This window comes from Paenibacillus sp. Paensp38 (assembly GCF_059491915.1).
In genome coordinates, this window is sequence record NZ_CP168516.1 from 5132385 (window position 1) to 5151337 (window position 18953).

Genomic DNA, 18953 nt, shown 5'->3' on the forward strand with positions numbered 1-18953 from the left:
TAGTTCTTAGGGGTTGATGGTTTTGTTCGATATGGTAAAGCAGTGGTTCTGGTACGACTGGTTCATGCTTATGATCCGCCTGATTTGCAGTACTTCTCTCCTGCTCACTATCATAGAGCGGCAAGCTCATTTCACGCTGCCGCTTTGGGTTCTTGTGTTTTGGCAGCTTATTGCTTTTTCCGTTCCCTGGCTGTGCTTGCAGCTCAATTATAGATACTACCTGCTTACCGAGATTGTGATCCCGGGCGGGCTCTGCCTGTATTTAGTTTTGTTCTTTCCAGAAGCCTACCTCACATTCCTGGTATATGCATTTTTGATTGCCTCTAATAGCAAACAAAGAACATATCTTTGGTCAGGTCCTTTATCCATACTGCTCCTACCCGCTATAGTTAAGCTGCTTGCAGAGCAGATTGATTTTTGGATTATGACCATTCAATTCGGGACGGCTTATGCATTCGGATTTTCCTTCCATTTATTGATGGTCAATCATCGTCAAAGTGAAATTATACGCGAGCAAAATGCGGTGCTGGAGCAGTACTTGTCCCAAATCGAGCGCATCACGCTGGCCGAAGAGCGGAATCGGCTCTCCAAAGAGCTCCATGATACCGTCGGTCATGCGTACACTTCCCTCATTATGGGGTTGGAAACCTTGCGCCCTGAGCTAGAGACGGATACAGGAACGAAACGGCTCGATTCCCTATTGAACCTGGCCCGGGAAAATATGGATGAAGTGAGAGGCTATGTGCATCAAATCGAATCGCCGCATGAAGAACTCCCACTGCTTCAGTCTTTGCGGAAGCTGGCAGAGGAGTTTCAGGAGCATGCTAAGGTGTCGGTTCGTTTCCAGGCCTTCGGGGAGGAATACCCTGTAACGAAGCAAGCGAAGATAGCGCTGTATCGCTGCTTGCAAGAATCATTGACGAATGCCGTGCGTCATGGACACTCGACGGAGATTACGGTTTCAGTGCAATTCGAGCCTCAGCAGACGAGGCTGGAAATTCAAGATAACGGCCGTGGGATGGAACATGGACGGGATGGTTTCGGCTTGAACGCCATGAAAGAGCGAGCGATGAATTTGCAAGGTCATGTTGGCGTCTATACCCAACCGGGCGAAGGCACCCTCGTTACCTGCACCCTGCCACGACAAACGGAGCTTAAGGATGATGTCATCCGTCTGTTGGTCGTCGATGACCAGCCTTTTATCCGTGAAAGTCTACGGATTCTTCTCGAGGAGCAGCAAGATTTGCAAGTCGTAGGGGTGGCAGAAGATGGCGAGCAAGCCATCGAACTGTGCAGACAGGTTCAGCCTCAGCTGGTGCTCATGGATTTGGACATGCCGAACCTGGACGGAATCTCCGCATCCCGTACCATAAAACAAACGTGGCCCCACATCCGCATCTTGATTCTCACCACGTTCGAAGATACTGGACAGGCTCTGGAAGCGCTGCGAAGCGGAGCGGACGGATACCTATTGAAGTCGATGAAGCCGGTAGAGCTTGCCGAAACAATACGTACGGTCTATCGCGGAGGCACGCTGATCGATCAGGAGATGTCGCACAAATTGTTTGCTCAGCTGGAAGCCGCCAAGAGCGGAGACGTTCCGTCGACAACCAAAGTGGCTGCGACCTATGATTTAACTTCACGGGAGCTTGAAATTTTACAGTTCGTGTCGAAAGGACTGCGGTATAAAACCATTGCTTCCAAATTGTATTTATCCGATGGTACGGTTAGAAACTATGCGTCATCGGTCTATCTGAAGCTGGGGGTTCGCAACCGAGAGGAAGCAGTGCAAAAGGCCCGGGAGGCAGGGCTTATGGAATAACTTTCGGTACGCCTCCTTAGGTGCCTGCTAGTACCGTGCCCTTATCGGTTGGCTTTTGCTTGCCCATAACATCCTCGAATGGGCGAGATGAGCCAAAAAGCGCGAGTCATGGGGAAATCCCCCCTGCACTCGCGCTTTTTTTCGTTAATCCCGAAGTAAGCACTGTCCTTTACGGTAGAAAATTTACTTAATCCTTTTGAATTAGTGACTGATTGGCAACGTATAGTAATTAAATGCTTGATCCAACAAGGCACTGGCTTCTTGACGCTTCAAAAGCTGTTTGGAGCGGAAGTCTATGGAGCCGTCTAAATTGATCTTGGTATTCGGGTCCATGATACCTTGGGAAACAAGAGCTGTGATGGCTTTAACTGCCCAAGCATCCGTTTCGCCACCCAATTTAACCTTAATTCCAGGCTCAACCTGTTTCAGGTTCTGGATCATTACCGCCGCCATTTGTCTAGTGATAGGAGAATTAGGCTGATAATTACGTAGTCCGGCCATCATCTGTTTTGTATTCGGTTCAATCATGAAAGGTTGTTTATACCACCCGTGGGCGCGCAGCAGCACTTCTGAGAATTCTCTCTGAGTCATCGTTCCTTTCGGATCGAAGAGGTGGGCTGATTTTCCGCTCATGACTTTCAAAGCATTAAGGTTGTTTATATATGGAATATATTTACTATCCGCAGGTACATCAGAAAATGGTGAATCAATGTTTATTTTTTGCGCATAAGCAACGAGGTCTGGGAGTTGCATGTAATACAAATATGCAATATGGCCTGCTTGATTTTTATTAAACGTCAATTTATTACCTGATTCATCTTCAAATAATAAAGGGTGGATCATTTTTAGTGTATGTTTGCCTGATGTTCCTGTCTCCATTATTAATTTCCCGTCCGAATACGAAACCTTCGTCCTTAAGGCAGCGATACGCGTGTTTTGGTATAATCCCACGTAGTCTTGGGCCTGCTGCTCACTTATTGTCGCGTAGGTTGACTTTGGAAGTTCTGATTTTCTCGGATAATAATGATTCATAAATTCTTCATACACGTCAAGACTCATCATGGAGTCGTTATTGTAGGACATGTACATTGCTGTATTCTTCTCAGGCAGAATAACAATCAAGGAAGAATGCCCTGTAACATTTCCTCCTTTTAGAATCACATGCTGATTATTCATCTTCTCTTTGAAGTAGCCTTCGAATCCAATTGTTGTGACCGGGAACTCCTTATCAGGGAATAATTGGTATGTGTGCATTTGCTCTATGCTCTTTGGACTCACTACTTCTTTACCTTTGTACTTGCCTTTGTTCAGGTGCATAATAAGGTACTTCGCCATGTCATCTGCTGTTGAGACGATACCGCCTTCAGGTTTTTCCGTTGGTTTAAACCCGTCCAAGGGTATCAGTTCGCCTGTTGGTCCATAGTGAGCAGCCATTCTGCTTAACAATTGGGGGGTAAACCGCACATTCGTCGAATTCATGCCTAACGGTTTGAAAATATTCTTTTCCATATATTTGGAATATGACATACCCGTTACGTTTGCTACAGCATATCCCGCTAGCATGAAACCAAAATTGTCATAAGTGTACGCTTCTCCTGGAGTCCTGACAACAGTTGGCATATTTGATGCAATGAACTTCTTCATCGGAAAATATTTGTCCGCGTATTCTGGATGCATTTCCATGGAAATATCTGGTTCATCAAATCCACTTGAATATGTAAGTAGATCAAACATCGTCAGTTTTTTTCCTGTTTTATTCGGAACCTTTATTCCTCCTAAATACTCTTGGATATCGCGTTTTAAATCCATTTTCCCCTTATCGACCAACTGCATAGCTGCCAATGCAGTGAATGACTTTGTAACAGAGCCGATTTGGAAAACGGTATTTTTATCAACAGGAATTTTTTTGCCCTTGTCGGCATACCCGTAACCTTTGCTTAGCATCACTTTCCCACCTGCAACGACCACAAAATTAGAACCAACTGTATTATACTTCTTCATCTTGTCCGCAAAAACGCCATCTGCAAAAGCTTCTAGTTCCTTAGCATCTCGCGGTCCCTCCAAGCTAGCCTTCTCAGATGCAACTGGTACGTTAACGGGTGCGGCAACTGATGCGCCGTTGGGTGCCATACACGCGGTAGTTACCGTAGCAGATAATAGTAGAACCGCGAGACTGGTGTGAATCATTTTTTTCATGAATGATTTCTCCTTGAAATGTATTTTTGCCTTATAGCGTCCGGCAAAACCAAGTATGGCAAAGGACTTGTCATACCAACAAGTTACATTTCGCCACCCACCATACCAAGTCACTCCAAAGTGTCATATGACAATTAGGCACTAGGTTTAAAGGGCGATGGTTCATTCAGAAAAAACGGAAATTCACCACAGTTACATATCCTTTTTCACTTCAGTTTCTTCTTAACCGTCTCTCCTTCAATTAACACAGGCTGATAATAGGTGTGGTTACGTAGATCCTTTTTCCCTTGAAGTTTCTTAATAACCCAATCGGCGGCATCACGTCCCATTTGTTCCTGGGGGTGCGTTAATGTCGTTAGTTTGATGCTTGCATTCTTGGAAATATAGGAATTATCTTGACCAATAATGGATAAGTCTTCGGGCACCAATATCCCAAGTTGTCTGCATACATGTACAACTTCTAATCCTACCTCGTCGTTATAGCAGACAATTGCGCTTAACTCGTCTCTTTGTTCGGTCAGAAATTTCCTCAAATTGGTGGACAAATCCTGCTTCGTTTCAGTATAGAATGAGAGCACTTGCTCGGGGTGAAACCGTAATTTGGCTTCTCCAAGCGCTTTGATATAGCCTTTCATTCGATACTTTCCTTGTAAATCGTCCATTTTGGCAATGATACCAATCTGTGTGTGTCCGTTAGCGATCAATTCTTTGGTTGCCAGATAGCTGGATTGTACGTCATCGAGGCAGAAGTAAGGAACTTCCAACTCTTCATAATAGGCATTAATCATGATGAAGGGAACATCCTGTTCCTTGAACGTCAGATAATAAGCGATATTGGGATTATATAGATTGCTCTTCGTAGGCTCAATGATCAAACCATCCACACCAAAGGACAGCATCATCTCCAAGGCTTTCTTTTCCTGGGCGACATCATTATTGGTACTCGCTAATAGTAATGAATAATTATCTTCATTTAATCTGGCTTCAATCCCGCGAATTATCGAGGGGAAGATGTAATCAGAGATGTAGGTCGTGATGACTCCGATGGTTTTATTACTGGAGTTCCCACCAGTCTTTGAGCGGAATTGGTTACTGACATAGGTGCCAGATCCTTTTTCACTTCTTAAGAAACCTTCGTTGGATAGTTCCAAAATAGCCTTCCGAACCGTCTGACGACTAACTTTATACTTATCCTGCAAAGCGAATTCCGTTGGAATTTGTTCTCCTACGCTGTATGCCCCTGAAAGAATATTGCTTTTTATATCCTCAAGGATGACCTGATACTTTGGTTTCACTTTATTCCTTCTTTCCAAGTTGTTCTAATACTAATTAATGCATCTATAATATTTGTATGTACATATTTTAGCATAATTATGAGTTTATTATAATCTATTGTCCTATCTGTATAAATACTAAAGTTAAAACTAGAAAAACACTCGGTTTGTCAAAGTATTTGTAAGTATAACTATGGTTTTGTGTTGACAAATGTACGCACAAAAAATATACTAAGGCTGTAAACAAAAGAAAGCGCCTTCTTTCAATTATTGCGATTATAACAGTTGTTCAGAGAGAGGAGTAACGTGAGCATGGATCAAGACATTAAACAAGCGATTACTAAGGGAGAAACCTCACTTGGTATCGAATTTGGATCCACACGTATCAAGGCAGTGCTGATTGATCATCGTTTTGAAACCATCGCATCTGGAAGCTATGAGTGGGAAAACCTCCTGGTAGATGGATATTGGACGTACAACTTAGAGAGTATTATTATGGGCCTGCAAGAGGCTTATCGTGAAATGAAGCAAGAGGTTGAGCAAAAATATGGAGTCACCCTTCGTACGGTTGGTTCTATAGGATTCTCTGCAATGATGCACGGCTATATGGCTTTTGACAGCAAGGGTGAGTTGCTTGTTCCGTTCCGGACTTGGCGGAATGCGACAACCGGGGTTGCAGCAAAAGCTTTAACTGATAAATTTCAATTCAACATTCCTGAGCGATGGAGTATTGCTCACTTGTATCAAGCGATATTGAACGAAGAGCAACATGTCCCTCATATTGATTTTATGACGACGTTGGCTGGATATATCCACTGGCTGCTGACTGGCGATAAGGCAATTGGTATCGGAGACGCGTCGGGGATTTTCCCAATTGATGAGACTACACATGATTATAACGAGTCGATGGTTAAGCAGTTTGATGAACTCATTGCAGCCAAAGGCTACGATTGGAAGTTACAAGATATTATTCCTAAAGTTCATATCTCAGGCGAGCAGGCAGGTGTACTAACCGCAGCGGGAGCGAAAATCTTAGATAAATCCGGAGATTTACAACCTGGTATTCCGCTTTGTCCTCCAGAAGGTGATGCGGGAACAGGAATGGTCGCTACGAATAGTGTGAGAAAACGTACTGGCAACGTGTCTGTGGGAACCTCGGTTTTTGCCATGATTGTATTAGAGAAGGACCTTTCAGCGGTATATCCGGAAATTGATCTGGTGACCACACCGAATGGTAATCCGGTCGGCATGGTTCATGCCAACAACTGTTCAAGTGATCTCAATGCTTGGCTGGGCTTGTTCCGTGAATTCTATGAGGCCATGGGGCACAAGGCGGATCCGAATCAATTGTTCAGTGTGTTGCTGAATAAGGCTTTGGAAGCGGATCCAGATGGCGGTGGTTTACTCAGCTATGGCTATTTGTCAGGGGAGAATATCACCGGAATAGAGAAAGGCAGACCGTTGTTTGTCCGCTCTCCTGAGAGCCGTTTCAATTTGGCCAATTTCATGCGGACTCATCTGTTCACTGCATTTGCTGCTTTGAAAATCGGAATGGATATTTTGACGAAGAAAGAATACGTCGCAATTGACAGCATTCTGGCTCACGGTGGTTTATTTAAAACCCCTATCGTCGGACAAAAAATTGTTGCGGCTGCTATGAATGTCCCGGTATCCGTGATGTCAACAGCTGGAGAAGGCGGAGCGTGGGGTATGGCTATTCTGGCTTCTTACATGATGAACAAGGATCAACAAGAAAGTCTGGAAGACTTCCTCGACCAAAAAGTATTTAGAGATGTTGAGGGACAAGAAATTCATCCTGACGGTTCCGATGTTAAGGGGTTCGAAACATTCTTAGAACGCTACACACAAGGCCTGGCGATTGAGCAGGCTGCTGTAGATAATCTAGTGGAAAACTGGAGGAATTGACGTGTTAGAGCAGCTGAAAGAAGAAGTATTTCAAGCCAATCTGGATTTGCCTAAACATGGACTCGTGAAATACACCTGGGGTAACGTAAGCGCTGTTGATCGTGAGCGTGGCTTATTCGTTATCAAACCGAGTGGTGTTAGTTATGACACGATGAAACCTAGCGATATGGTGGTTGTTGATTTTGACGGCAATGTTGTTGAAGGAGAGATGAGACCTTCATCGGATACACCGACTCATGCCGTACTTTACAAGCACTACGCAGAGATCGGCGGTATTGTGCATACGCATTCGACTTGGGCGACGATTTGGGCTCAGGCAGGCCTGGATGTACCTGTAATGGGGACTACTCATGCAGACACCTTCTATGGTTCTGTTCCCTGTGCTCGTTTCTTGACACAAGAGGAGATTGATCGTGGCTACGAAGCCGAAACCGGCCGTGTCATCATCGAAACTTTTGAGCAGCGCGGGCTGGATATTTTAGCAGTGCCAGGTGTCCTGCTTAAGGGTCATGCTCCCTTCACTTGGGGTAAGGATGCGAAATCTGCAGTCATGAATAGCGTCGTATTGGAAGAAGTTTCGAAAATGAATTTATTCGCACGGGAATTGAATCATTTTGCCGAAGAATTGCCGCAGCGGATTCTAGATAAACACTATTTGCGCAAACATGGGAAAGACGCCTACTACGGGCAAAAGTAAGACCAACTAAACTAACAAACGAAGAAAAGAGGATGAATGTTATGTCAACAGTAGGTACAAAACAGTTCTGGTTTGTCGTAGGTTCACAACATCTGTATGGAGAAGAAGCATTAGCAGAAGTCAAAGCACACGCACAAGAAATGACCGATGCCCTAAATAAGAGCGGCGTTCTGCCTTATCCGCTTGTATTGCAAGATCTGGCGGTTAGTGCAGACAAAATCACCAGCCTTATGAAAGAAGTCAACTATCGTGATGAGGTTGCTGGTGTCATCACTTGGATGCATACTTTCTCACCTGCAAAAATGTGGATTCGCGGTACTAAATTGCTGCAAAAGCCGCTACTTCATTTGGCCACACAGTACAATGAAAGCATTCCTTGGGCTACAATTGACATGGACTTCATGAACCTCAATCAGGCAGCTCATGGTGACCGTGAATATGGGTTTATCAACGCCCGCTTGAAGAAACAGAATAAAGTGGTTGTAGGTTACTGGGAACGTGCAGAAGTGCAAAAACAAATCGCAGAGTGGATGGATGTAGCGGTTGCTTATAACGAAAGCTTCAATATCAAAGTCGCCCGCTTTGGCGACAATATGCGTAATGTTGGCGTTACGGAAGGTGATAAGGTCGAAGCCCAAATTCAATTTGGATGGACTGTTGACTACTTCGGAATTGGCGACCTCGTTCAGTACGTCAATGCTGTGAAAGAAGAAGAGATTGATGCTTTGTTTGCGGAATACTCTGAACTTTATGAATTCGATTATGGTACTTATAGCAAGGAAGCTTGGGAAGCCAGTGTAAGAGTGCAAGCAAGCTATGAAATTGCTATTAAACGATTCCTGGATCATGGCGGCTATACTGCCTTCACTACGAACTTCGAAGACCTCTATGGTATGAAACAGCTCCCTGGTCTTGCCGTTCAACGTTTGATGGCACAAGGATACGGATTTGCTGGTGAAGGAGACTGGAAGACTGCAGCGCTCGATCGCCTGCTTAAAGTCATGAGCCATAACCAATCCACTGGCTTTATGGAAGACTACACCTATGAATTAGCGGCTGGTCAGGAATCGATCCTTCAATCCCATATGCTTGAAGTTGACCCAACGTTGGCGAGCAACAAGCCTAAAGTCATCGTTTCTCCGTTAGGTATCGGCGATCGTGAAGATCCAGCCCGTCTGGTATTTGACGGCAAGGCAGGAGATGGTGTGGTTGTTTCTATGGCTGACTTTGGCACTCATTATAAACTGCTGATCAATGAGGTTACGGCATTTGAACCGACAGTTCCTGCTCCAAATCTTCCGGTAGCCCGTGTACTGTGGAACGTGAAGCCTAACTTCCAGGATGGAGTTAAGGCATGGATTGAGAACGGTGGCGGTCACCATACTGTGGTTTCCTTGAATCTAACCACAGACCAAATTGTGACTTATGCAAAACTGGTTAACCTGGAATACGTAATTATTAAATAACTAGAAGATAGCCATCTATAAAAGCATTGGGTCAGTCCTTAGGATCCAATGCTTTTTATTGGTTTTCTAAGGATGTCGAGATAAAGGAAAGGTTCCTAAGCTATCTGGCGATATAACGAGATAATTGGATTCTCCTTAAGGTAATCATTTAATTCATAAGGATGTGATACTATGGCGAATGTACCAGCTACGAAAACGAAATTGGTTATCGTCGAAGGCATACCTGGCTCTGGCAAATCCACATTATCTAGATACATACATGACATGTTAAATACACATCAAATAGAATCGGAACTATTTTTAGAAGGAAATTTACGGCATCCCGCTGATTATGAATCGGTTGCATGTATGCCGAACGAAGAACTTGATCGGCTCCGATCAATCTATTCCGAGGTGTTTCATTACATTGATCCGTTCGTATCTTTGAATGGCAACGACTCTTTAATCGCATATGCGCTTGCGCAGCAATCAGCCCAAAATAAAATTCCTTCTAGTTTGTATGAGGAAATCCAGCGTTATGAAATCTACGATGGAGTACCCGTGGAAAAGTACTGCAAATTGATGATCCAACGTTGGAAGTCTTTTGTTAAAGATCAGCGAGAAAAAGAAAATTTGGTGGTACTCGAGTGCTGTTTTTTACAGAACCCAGGGTGTGCATTACTCGCCCGGCATGATGCTGGAAATGATCGATTTGTTCGGCATGTATTACAGATTGCGGAGCAAATTCAGGAGTTAAATCCAATTTTGTTCTATTTGAAGCAACCTGATGTGCGTGAGACGATTGAGCGAGTAAAAACGATGAGATCTCAAGAATGGTTAGATTTCGCGATTTGGTACCATACAGAGCAAGATTATGGAAAGAAGAAGGGGCTTCATGGGTACGAGGGATATATTCAGTTCCTTGAATATCGACGAGAGCTAGAATTACAAATTATTGAGCAACTTCCTTTTCAATCGTTTGTTATGGATAACTCCGATTATGATTGGGTGAATCAACAACAGACTGTTTCGAATATCATGATGAAGTATTTATAAACCATGAAGCTCATTCGAGGAAACGTTAGTGCAATTAGAAAGGGCCTGTCCCGTAAAGATTGGCCCAAAAACTTGCCGTTACAGGCAGCCCTGTGACTCTCATGTTTTAAAAGTTCAGTAGAGAGAAGGTTATAAGCTATGAGTGATTATGGTCCAGATCTATTTAAAGGTACCGCTTGGTACTACTCTAGGTATCGACCTCCTTATCCTTCGTCGCTTATTCGGTTTTTAGTTAACAAGTTTTCTCTGAATGGGGAAGGTCGCTTGCTTGACTTAGGATGTGGAACGGGTCAGCTAGCTCTAAGATTTAGTGATTGGTTTGAAGAAATAGTAGGTGTAGATACTGAATCAGAAATGCTAGATGAAGCAAACCGTTTGTCCAGTGATAAAAGGTTGGACAATGTTAAATGGGTACAAGGAAGGGCGGAAGAGCGCGTATGTGACTGGGGTGTCTTTCGCCTCGTTATAATTGCGAAAGCATTTCATTGGATGGATAGAGAGTCCATTCTTGACATTCTGTATAACAGTTCTGATACTAATGGTGGCGTAGCTATTATTGATAATACTGGGAAGCAGGAACCCTTACTTTGGCAACTCAAGGTCAACGAAGTAGTGAGACGTTGGCTAGGAGACGCAAGAAGAGCTGGTAATAGCACTTACACTCCCCCAAAGGAGAGGTATGAGGATATTGTAAGAAAATCTGGATTCAAAAATGTCCAAAGACATATTTTACCGAGTTATTCATATACATGGACTGTTGATTCGATCATTGGAAATCTGTACTCTACATCATTTGCTTCAAGACGCCTTTTTGGTGATAATTTAGTACGATTTGAAAATGATTTAACATCTGTTCTACTAGATATGGACTCCACGGGTGTGTTTACCGAAGAATTGTCAGTGTCTGTTATTACTGCTAGTAAGTGAAGCCCCAATAATACAGCGTGTTGAGATCCATTCTTATTATTTTGCAAAGAAAATTCTCACTTTTTAGCAGAAATGATTTATAATTATCAGATAATAGACAATATAATTTTTAAAAGATTATATTTTAGTTATAATAGAGACAGAAAAGATATGTTCCTGAGTGGAGCCTTGCTTCTTGTATCACCTAAGCAGGAGGGCCTGCTCTTTTTTGCAAATATAAGAGATAAGGAAGGTTTTTATGAATAGCATTCAGAAAAATACAGACGTTATCTTAATTGGTGCCGGAGTCATGAGCGCGACTCTGGGATCATTGCTAAAAGAGTTAGCACCAGAATGGGAAATTAAAGTGTTTGAGAAACTCGCAAACGCAGGAGAAGAAAGCTCTAACGAATGGAATAATGCAGGTACAGGCCATGCTGCACTGTGCGAACTGAACTATACATCCGAAAAAGCTGATGGATCTATAGATATTCGTAAAGCTGTAGACATTAATGAGCAGTTTCAGCTTTCAAGACAGTTTTGGTCTTTTCTTGTAAACAGCCATTTGATTCGTAATCCTCAGGACTTTATCAAGCCAATACCTCATATGAGTTTGGTAACAGGAGAGAAAAATGTATCTTTTTTGAAAAAAAGGTTTAAAGCGCTTTCAACTATTTCTCTATTTCAAGGCATGGAATTTTCCGACGACCCTGAAAAGCTGAAGGAATGGATTCCGCTAATTATGGAAGGCCGTACATTGAATGAACCAATCGCGGCAACCAAAATCGACTCTGGAACAGATGTCAACTTTGGTGCTTTAACACGCATGTTGTTTGAGCATTTAAAAAGTAAAAACGTTGAGATCAATTACAAGCATAGTGTAAAGGATATTAAACGTGCGAGCGACGGCTCGTGGAAAGTCAAAGTCCATAATCTGGATAACGGTAAAATCGAATACCATACTGCCAAATTTGTCTTTATCGGTGGTGGGGGTGGAAGTCTACCTTTGCTACAAAGAACCGGTATTCCTGAGTCCAAATATATCGGGGGATTCCCGGTAAGTGGACTATTTATGGTATGTAACAATCCTAAGGTTGTCGCCCAGCATCATGCGAAAGTATACGGTAAAGCTAAGGTTGGTGCTCCTCCCATGTCTGTTCCGCATCTGGATACAAGATATATCGGTAACCAAAAAGCACTGCTATTTGGACCGTTTGCCGGCTTCTCACCGAAGTTCTTGAAAACGGGCTCAAATTTGGATTTGATCGGATCTGTAAAACCCAATAATCTCATCACGATGTTGGCGGCAGGCGCAAAAGAGATGGCATTGACCAAATACCTGATTCAGCAAGTGATGTTATCGAATGAAAAGCGTCTGGAAGAATTACGCGAGTTTATTCCGAACGCCAAAATCGAGGACTGGGGGATCGTGGTAGCGGGTCAACGTGTGCAGGTGATCAAAGATACGGAGGGCGGTAAAGGAACACTTCAATTTGGTACAGAAGTGGTTAGTGCTGCTGATGGTTCGATAGCTGCACTGCTCGGCGCCTCTCCGGGTGCTTCTACTGCTGTTCACGTTATGCTGGAAGTATTGGAAAAATGCTTCCCACAACATATGGAAGAGTGGGAACCAAAAATAAAAGAAATGATTCCTTCTTATGGGGTGTCACTAGCGGAAAACCCAGAGCTTTACCAAGAAATTTATGACTCCACAACGGAGGTGCTCGGTCTGGGCGAAAGGGAACCGCTTCATCGTTAATTTTTACATGGCTAGTAACTCGATCATCCAAATATTTTTAATAAAAAGCACAGTAATCTTACGATATATTTTAGAGTCCAATAAGCAACAACACCAAGCGGTGGGAAGAAAATCCCCACCGCTAAAAATGTTTGTTTAACAAAACAAAGTTTTGCAATCCTTCTGCATTTTCGATGTCACATGGATGAACAGCTTCCATGGTAAAGCTTTATGTATGAATAGATAGGGGCGCACTCACAAGAGGAGGTGCCCCTATCTATTTATGTTATATTTGTGCGGTTGGACGGATCACGATTTCGTTCACATCAATGTCAGCCGGTTGTTCAATTGCGAATCCAATTGCGCGGGCTACCGCGTCTGGTGTCATGGCTAGTTTATCCCGGATGACGGCGAGTTGATCTCTTATAGCCGGGTCTGTTAAACTTTCGGTGAAATTTGTCTGCACAATACCTGGCGAAATGATGGTTACGCGCAGTTTATCACCAGCCTCCTGGCGCAACCCCTCTGAGATGGCGCGTACGGCGAACTTCGTACCAGAGTAGACCGACTGGTTCGGAACGGTCTTGTGTCCTGCTGTAGAAGCAGTGTTCACGAAATGTCCGAAACCCTGTTTGCGAAAGACAGGCAACGCTGCAGCAATGCCATACAAAACGCCTTTAATGTTGACGTCAATCATGTGCTCCCAATCTTCCACGCGCAGATCATCGAGAGGGGATATAGGCATAACGCCAGCGTTGCTGACGAGAACATCCAGCTTCCCGTATCGTTCGCAAGCCAAAGTAACGAGGTTGCACAGATCCTCGCGCCGTCTAACGTCAGTGCGTGCATAGACAGCTTCGCCACCCCTATTCGTAATACGTGTCGCCAGTGCTTCAAGGCGGTCCACCCCGCGCGCCCCAAGCACGACTTTTGCTCCACGCTCGGCAAGCAACAGTGCTGTTGCTTCTCCAATTCCGCTGCTTGCACCTGTAATCACGACGACTTTGTTCTCTATTCTTCCTTCCAAACTCATAGCCCCATCCTTCTTTCTTTGATCTATTTGCCTTAGGCCCTTTGTTGGCCTTGCAAGTAAATTTTAAGTAGAATTCAATTGAGACAGGTAGACCGATCAAGTCCAATTCTTGCCTAATCCTATTCGGCGTGCATATAATTAGCACATCAATATTAGCGTTCAACGGAAAGGAAGGTGAAGCATGAATGGTTTCGTCTCCTCCCCCCTCTGATATTTCTACGAATCTACAAGAACTGATTCGTCTGATTGATCAACGCGCGTCTTCGGACGGTACGTTTGTTTCGTCTGTGCCAGGACTTTATTTCAGACGTGCAAGCCATGTGTCCGAGCTGAATCATACGGTCCATATGCCCTCCCTGTACGTGGTTGCGCAAGGCTCAAAGACAGCAATGCTGGCTGGAGAAAACTATGTGTACGATCCAACAACCTACATGGTCACATCAGTTCAACTTCCCGTAACTGGTAAAATAACTCAAGCCTCGTCGGAGCTTCCTTATCTCAGTCTTCAATTATCCATTAGTCCAGACGCCATCCTGGACATTATCAAGAAGAGTCCTCCTCCATGTAACGTTAAGACTGGACGCGGCATACTGGTGAGCCAATTTGACCCTCTGCTGCTTGATGCGCTGCTTCGGCTTGTCAGACTTTCGGATACGCCTGCGGATATTCAGTTTCTTGCGCCGCTTATCACGCACGAGATCCTTTATCGTGTATTACAAGGTGAGCAGGGAGCTTTAATCAGGCAATTTGCCGTAGTTGGCAGCTATGCACATAGCATCTCCAAAGCGATCCATCTGATTACCCGCGATTACTCTAAGCCTCTTGTGATCGAGGAATTGGCGAAGGAAGTAAACATGAGCCCTTCTTCCTTACACAAGCACTTTAAAAAGGTAACGGCTATAAGTCCTCTGCAGTATCAGAAGGCCATTCGACTGCAGGCTGCACGCCGCTTACTGCTCTCGGAGGGATTGGAGGCCGCCACTGTAGGCTTTCGCGTTGGCTATGAGAGTCCTTCGCAGTTCAGCCGAGAATATGGACGCATGTTTGGACGGCCACCGATGAGTGATGTTAAACATTTGCGTAATTCTCTTAGTGTCTCAGTTGATTGAGAAGTTTATCGGGTGATCCGTGGAGGTTAATATGAAAACTTTCATTTACATGGTGAGACATGGCGAATCACCAAAGACGGAAGGAAATGAAAGAACAAGAGGTTTGACTGATAAAGGTAAGTCAGATGCTTTTCAAATAACTGAGTTATTGAGAGGAGAGGGGATCGAGGTTTTCGTTTCAAGTCCATATCAACGGGCAATCCTAACCATTCAAGAATTAGCTCAATGCTCAGGACAAGAAGTTTTAATACTCGAGGATCTTAAAGAAAGAATTTTTTTGAATGAAGACAACCGAATGCCCGATGATGAATTATTCCCTTTGTTAGATAAGTCATTTTCTGATCCCAACTTTACTTTAACGGGAGGAGAGTCTAATGCAGTTTGTCAGAATCGAAGTATAACAGTCTTAAAGGAATTGCTAATAATCTACCGAGGACGGAAAGTCGCATTAGGCACTCATGGAGCTGTAATGACTTTAATGATGGGGCATTATGACAAGCAGTACGATTTGAATTTTTTACTACACACATCCAAGCCAGACGTATACAGAATGGAATTCAATGATCAGGAATTAGTTGAGGTGAAAAGATTGTGGAACATGCCGTAATAGTTTGTGAGGAAAAGGTATAAGGACTATTCTCCAAAAAGAGACCACCCCTAAAAAAGGATGGTCTCTCTTCAAAGCTTTTCTTTTATAGCTATTGCGGTGAAGCGTTAAGCAGATCCTCGGCTATTTTTACCAGGTCTTCCTTGGTCAGTGGACTGTCCTGGTTATCAGATATGTTGAAGTGTAACCGTCTTTTTTCATCAAGCCAGCCCAGTCGGTTTTTTCCGGCCTCCAAGGGATTGCTTGTTTTGCTTGCCCTGATGTAATAGGCCTTGGTTCCTTTAATTGTCAGTTGCTCAGCCGAATCCTGTTCATTTTGCATGATGGTTGTCTTTGTGACTTCAGAAGTGTATTTGGTGACGGTAATGTTTACATAGTCGTTTCCTCTCGCATACCGGGCAAAGGAGGTGTCTGACTTGTCCCAGCTCAGCTTTTGAATAAACAGATTTTCACCCTCCGGTGCAGCTTGGGCCTGTTGCATCAGTTTATCGGTTAAAGCTCGATATTCCTTTTTATCCATCATCCTAGGATATGCAGCGCTTGGATAGACGTATCCGAATTCAAACTGATAGCCATCTGGTAGATGAGTGGGGTTGCTGAATAATGGAGCCTCAGTTCGCTTGATTTCATCTTGTAAGCTGTTGAAACTTGAAAGTTCAGCTGGCTTGTACGCAAACAGGGCCGGATTAGATAGGTTGTTCTGATTCATAGAATCGTCCTTGACGTAATAGGCAGCATACTCTCCGGGCTGCAGGCGATCTTTCACTTTTTCGTTCCACTGTGCGTAGGTGGAGGTATACGTTTTCGAAGCGTCCGTTTCGGCAGGTGTTTTGGCGGTATTTAATACAACGTCGCCCTTACTGTTGCGGAATTCAAGATATTGCGAAGCGGCGTATCCGGTCACAGAAGCCCCTAACACAAAAAGTAAGATCATAATGGGAGCGGTAATGCGCGGTTGAAGACGCATTTTTACAATGAACCCCTTTTTGGGCGTCACCTTTTGGTAGACCTGTTCCATCACTTTGTCAGAAACGTCAAAAGCTTGGATTTTTAGGACACTTTCTGGTTCTGTCAGCTTGTCCATGTTTTTTAAGTCTTTGTCTTTTGGATCGGTGTATTTCAGATTTTGTTCCTGATTTCTGCCTTGTAATTCACGCATTTCGGGTCCTCCTTTATGGGTTCCATCATTTTTTTGAGCTTTGTTTTTGTTCTGCCGTATTTTTTCTTGATAGCTTCCTCGCTCTTGTTCATAATTTCCCCGATTTCTCCAAACGTTTTTTCTTCAAAAATGCGCAGCACCAACAGGTTTCGTTCTTCTGCATTCAGTTGGTCTAATGCCCGGCTCAGCGGTTCACTGAAAAGCTGACGTTCCAAAACCTGCGCAGCACTGTCTGAAGTCATATTAGTTGAGGTGAACAGGGTAATCTTAAATTTGCGCTGTAGATTCTTCCTGCGAATCAAGTTCAGGCAGTGATGATAAGCCATTTTATACAGCCAGGAGGAGAAGCCCATTGTCGGTTTGTACATGTTAATTTTTTCAAAAGCTTTGACCAAAATATCCTGTACGGCTTCTTCTGCCTCATGCTCACTTCCTAATAGCCGCCAGCAATACACAAATATCTGACGCTGATACTCCTTCACAATGTAGGCGTAATCCTGGATTTCGCCAGCTTGAACTCGTTTGATTTTGTATTCGATTTCCTCATTCAAAAATTTAGGCACCTCCTCTGATCAAAAAGAAAACTATACCTGTATAACAAATGAAGATGACCGAAAGGGACACCTTTTCTAAATTTTTTTAGTATTAAATCTACTCTCTAAGAGAGTACGATAAAGCAGAACAATAATCACTCACGTAGTTAGTTTTATAGAGTTAAAGGTATATTGTGGAAGTGGGGGGTGTTAAAATGAAATTAAGATATTGATAAGAAGGAGGTCTACGGAATTCTTCATAAAAAGCCTTATGAGGACGCTTTGGGGCCATCTCGTAAATAAATAGGAGAGGATACGGTTTCTAATGAATGTAAGTGCTAAGAAATATAATTTTGATAATGTGATGCTTTACCTTCATGATCAAATGAAGCTGCTGCCTAACCTAGAATCAAAATACATTGGATTAACCATGCCATTTCCTCGACAAGTTGCGCTACGGAATAGGGTGGCTGAGAGTATTGAGACATTAATAGCATACGATGAGGATGTTTGTATTGCTGTTCATTTTAATCAATCTGCTGCTGGAGCTATTGAATATGAGAAAATAATTTTTATAGGAATTGATTACTTGCATCTCAAGAGAATCGCTGATTTTATGAAAAGACAAGATATAAACCTGAATATCAAAGACACCTGCATACTTTATAGAGAATGTACTGCTGACTTGAACATAAATTTGAAAGGCAATCATTCCAGAATAACAAGTTTAAATGACTTATTTGCAGGAGTCGAAATTCATATTGGTCATTTAGAGGCTGGGATGGGATATCAATATGAAAATAAACAAGTGAATGAAGATATTATTCATTACTGCTGTCATAAAGATGATGAGGAAGGTAAGGAGCATGGATACCAATTATTCGTAAAATCGTTAGATTACTTTTCCAGGAAATTGTTAGCTGAAGGATTTGTATTAGGGTACCCTGCTGTAGATTCAAAAATTAAAATGATGAAGGCTTCTTGTTCAATGTGTTTTTATCGGGATTATTATTACATTAGTGGAGCACATATATCACTCAGAACCGCTATGCAGCAAGCGGATTGGCAAATATGCGAACCATTGATGCAGATCCAAATGACCTGTAACAAGCTATATTTTGAAGAGAACTCCTTTTTTAGAGGGGTAGAAAATCGATGTATACTCAAGGACGAAGATGACTATAAGTTATCATTTAAATCTAGACTTTCCTCAATTATCGATATCCTAGAAGAGATGTATGACCATAAAAAAGATGTTTCGGACTTCCATATAGAATTAAACAGCTTTGTGCCAATTGAAGATGATACTCAGTTAACAGAAAAATTTAAAGTGATTTATGATATCGATAAATGGAAAGATGAATTAAACGATCAAGAGGTAAACTCGGCAATCCCGCCCGTTAGCTAACGAAAACTATCGGCTGTACGGGCGGGGTTGCCTCACCTTCTTTT

Annotated in this window: 15 protein-coding genes; 10 read left to right on the top strand and 5 right to left on the bottom strand. The window is 43.2% G+C overall.

Annotated elements, in window-relative coordinates; genetic code table 11:
• The first annotated feature begins 22 nt into the window (after positions 1–22).
• Positions 23–1822 (top strand): helix-turn-helix transcriptional regulator, encoded by a 1800-nt coding sequence (locus ACEN8J_RS22715; protein WP_029518898.1) that lies wholly within the window; start codon positions 23–25, stop codon positions 1820–1822.
• Positions 1823–2023: 201 nt separating this feature from the next.
• Here ACEN8J_RS22715 and ACEN8J_RS22720 read toward each other — a convergent pair whose 3' ends face one another.
• Positions 2024–4018, bottom strand: a complete 1995-nt coding sequence (locus ACEN8J_RS22720) for a serine hydrolase domain-containing protein (RefSeq protein WP_029518897.1) — start codon at positions 4016–4018, stop codon at positions 2024–2026.
• 206 nt (positions 4019–4224) lie between these two features.
• Positions 4225–5313 carry a GntR family transcriptional regulator gene (locus tag ACEN8J_RS22725; RefSeq protein WP_495593996.1) on the bottom strand — a complete coding sequence of 363 codons (1089 nt, stop codon included), beginning with the start codon at positions 5311–5313 and terminating at the stop codon, positions 4225–4227.
• Between the two features lie 291 nt (positions 5314–5604).
• On the opposite strand from ACEN8J_RS22725, the gene ACEN8J_RS22730 reads away from it, so the two are divergent.
• The 6 genes from ACEN8J_RS22730 to ACEN8J_RS22755 all read left to right on the top strand — a co-directional run bounded on the left by ACEN8J_RS22730 (position 5605) and on the right by ACEN8J_RS22755 (position 13081).
• Complete coding sequence (locus tag ACEN8J_RS22730; protein ID WP_029518895.1) at positions 5605–7218, top strand: xylulokinase; 1614 nt, start codon at positions 5605–5607, stop codon at positions 7216–7218.
• Between the two features lies 1 nt (position 7219).
• A complete protein-coding gene (locus ACEN8J_RS22735; RefSeq protein WP_013373853.1) occupies positions 7220–7915 on the top strand; it encodes an L-ribulose-5-phosphate 4-epimerase in 696 nt (231 codons plus the stop codon).
• Positions 7916–7956: 41 nt separating this feature from the next.
• Positions 7957–9381, top strand: a complete 1425-nt coding sequence (gene araA, locus ACEN8J_RS22740; RefSeq protein WP_029518894.1) for an L-arabinose isomerase — start codon at positions 7957–7959, stop codon at positions 9379–9381.
• Between the two features lie 171 nt (positions 9382–9552).
• Positions 9553–10416 carry a P-loop NTPase family protein gene (locus tag ACEN8J_RS22745; protein ID WP_495593997.1) on the top strand — a complete coding sequence of 288 codons (864 nt, stop codon included), beginning with the start codon at positions 9553–9555 and terminating at the stop codon, positions 10414–10416.
• A 138-nt stretch (positions 10417–10554) separates the two neighbouring features.
• On the top strand, positions 10555–11343 hold the full coding sequence (locus tag ACEN8J_RS22750; RefSeq protein WP_029518892.1) for a class I SAM-dependent methyltransferase: 789 nt from the start codon (positions 10555–10557) through the stop codon (positions 11341–11343).
• 238 nt (positions 11344–11581) lie between these two features.
• Positions 11582–13081: a malate:quinone oxidoreductase gene (locus tag ACEN8J_RS22755; RefSeq protein ID WP_029518891.1), complete on the top strand. Its 1500-nt coding sequence runs from the start codon at positions 11582–11584 to the stop codon at positions 13079–13081.
• 265 nt (positions 13082–13346) lie between these two features.
• Here ACEN8J_RS22755 and ACEN8J_RS22760 read toward each other — a convergent pair whose 3' ends face one another.
• Positions 13347–14087 carry an SDR family NAD(P)-dependent oxidoreductase gene (locus tag ACEN8J_RS22760; RefSeq protein WP_029518890.1) on the bottom strand — a complete coding sequence of 247 codons (741 nt, stop codon included), beginning with the start codon at positions 14085–14087 and terminating at the stop codon, positions 13347–13349.
• Between the two features lie 191 nt (positions 14088–14278).
• On the opposite strand from ACEN8J_RS22760, the gene ACEN8J_RS22765 reads away from it, so the two are divergent.
• Positions 14279–15202, top strand: coding sequence for an AraC family transcriptional regulator (locus tag ACEN8J_RS22765; RefSeq protein ID WP_029518889.1), 924 nt, complete (start codon positions 14279–14281; stop codon positions 15200–15202).
• Between the two features lie 31 nt (positions 15203–15233).
• Positions 15234–15809, top strand: a complete 576-nt coding sequence (locus ACEN8J_RS22770; RefSeq protein ID WP_029518888.1) for a histidine phosphatase family protein — start codon at positions 15234–15236, stop codon at positions 15807–15809.
• Between the two features lie 91 nt (positions 15810–15900).
• Here the strand turns inward: ACEN8J_RS22770 and ACEN8J_RS22775 are convergent, their stop codons facing one another.
• Both ACEN8J_RS22775 and ACEN8J_RS22780 read right to left on the bottom strand, forming a co-directional pair.
• Entirely contained in the window at positions 15901–16968 is a 1068-nt protein-coding gene (locus tag ACEN8J_RS22775) for a DUF4367 domain-containing protein (protein WP_029518887.1), read from the bottom strand.
• Entirely contained in the window at positions 16929–17519 is a 591-nt protein-coding gene (locus ACEN8J_RS22780; RefSeq protein ID WP_029518886.1) for an RNA polymerase sigma factor, read from the bottom strand. The genes ACEN8J_RS22775 and ACEN8J_RS22780 overlap by 40 nt, the downstream gene beginning before the upstream one ends.
• Positions 17520–17826: 307 nt before the next feature.
• Between ACEN8J_RS22780 and ACEN8J_RS22785 the strand changes: the two genes are divergently transcribed.
• Positions 17827–18909, top strand: coding sequence for an elongation factor G (locus ACEN8J_RS22785; protein WP_239645252.1), 1083 nt, complete (start codon positions 17827–17829; stop codon positions 18907–18909).
• Positions 18910–18953: the final 44 nt, after the last annotated feature.

Bases quoted from the DNA above. Each gene is read 5' to 3' on its own strand.
- ACEN8J_RS22720 (WP_029518897.1), bottom strand. From the start codon at position 4,018: ATGAAAAAAATGATTCACACCAGTCTCGCGGTTCTACTATTATCTGCT.
- ACEN8J_RS22730 (WP_029518895.1), top strand. From the start codon at position 5,605: ATGGATCAAGACATTAAACAAGCGATTACTAAGGGAGAAACCTCACTT.
- araA (WP_029518894.1), top strand. From the start codon at position 7,957: ATGTCAACAGTAGGTACAAAACAGTTCTGGTTTGTCGTAGGTTCACAA.
- ACEN8J_RS22745 (WP_495593997.1), top strand. From the start codon at position 9,553: ATGGCGAATGTACCAGCTACGAAAACGAAATTGGTTATCGTCGAAGGC.
- ACEN8J_RS22750 (WP_029518892.1), top strand. From the start codon at position 10,555: ATGAGTGATTATGGTCCAGATCTATTTAAAGGTACCGCTTGGTACTAC.
- ACEN8J_RS22755 (WP_029518891.1), top strand. From the start codon at position 11,582: ATGAATAGCATTCAGAAAAATACAGACGTTATCTTAATTGGTGCCGGA.
- ACEN8J_RS22765 (WP_029518889.1), top strand. From the start codon at position 14,279: ATGGTTTCGTCTCCTCCCCCCTCTGATATTTCTACGAATCTACAAGAA.
- ACEN8J_RS22770 (WP_029518888.1), top strand. From the start codon at position 15,234: ATGAAAACTTTCATTTACATGGTGAGACATGGCGAATCACCAAAGACG.
- ACEN8J_RS22775 (WP_029518887.1), bottom strand. From the start codon at position 16,968: ATGCGTGAATTACAAGGCAGAAATCAGGAACAAAATCTGAAATACACC.
- ACEN8J_RS22785 (WP_239645252.1), top strand. From the start codon at position 17,827: ATGAATGTAAGTGCTAAGAAATATAATTTTGATAATGTGATGCTTTAC.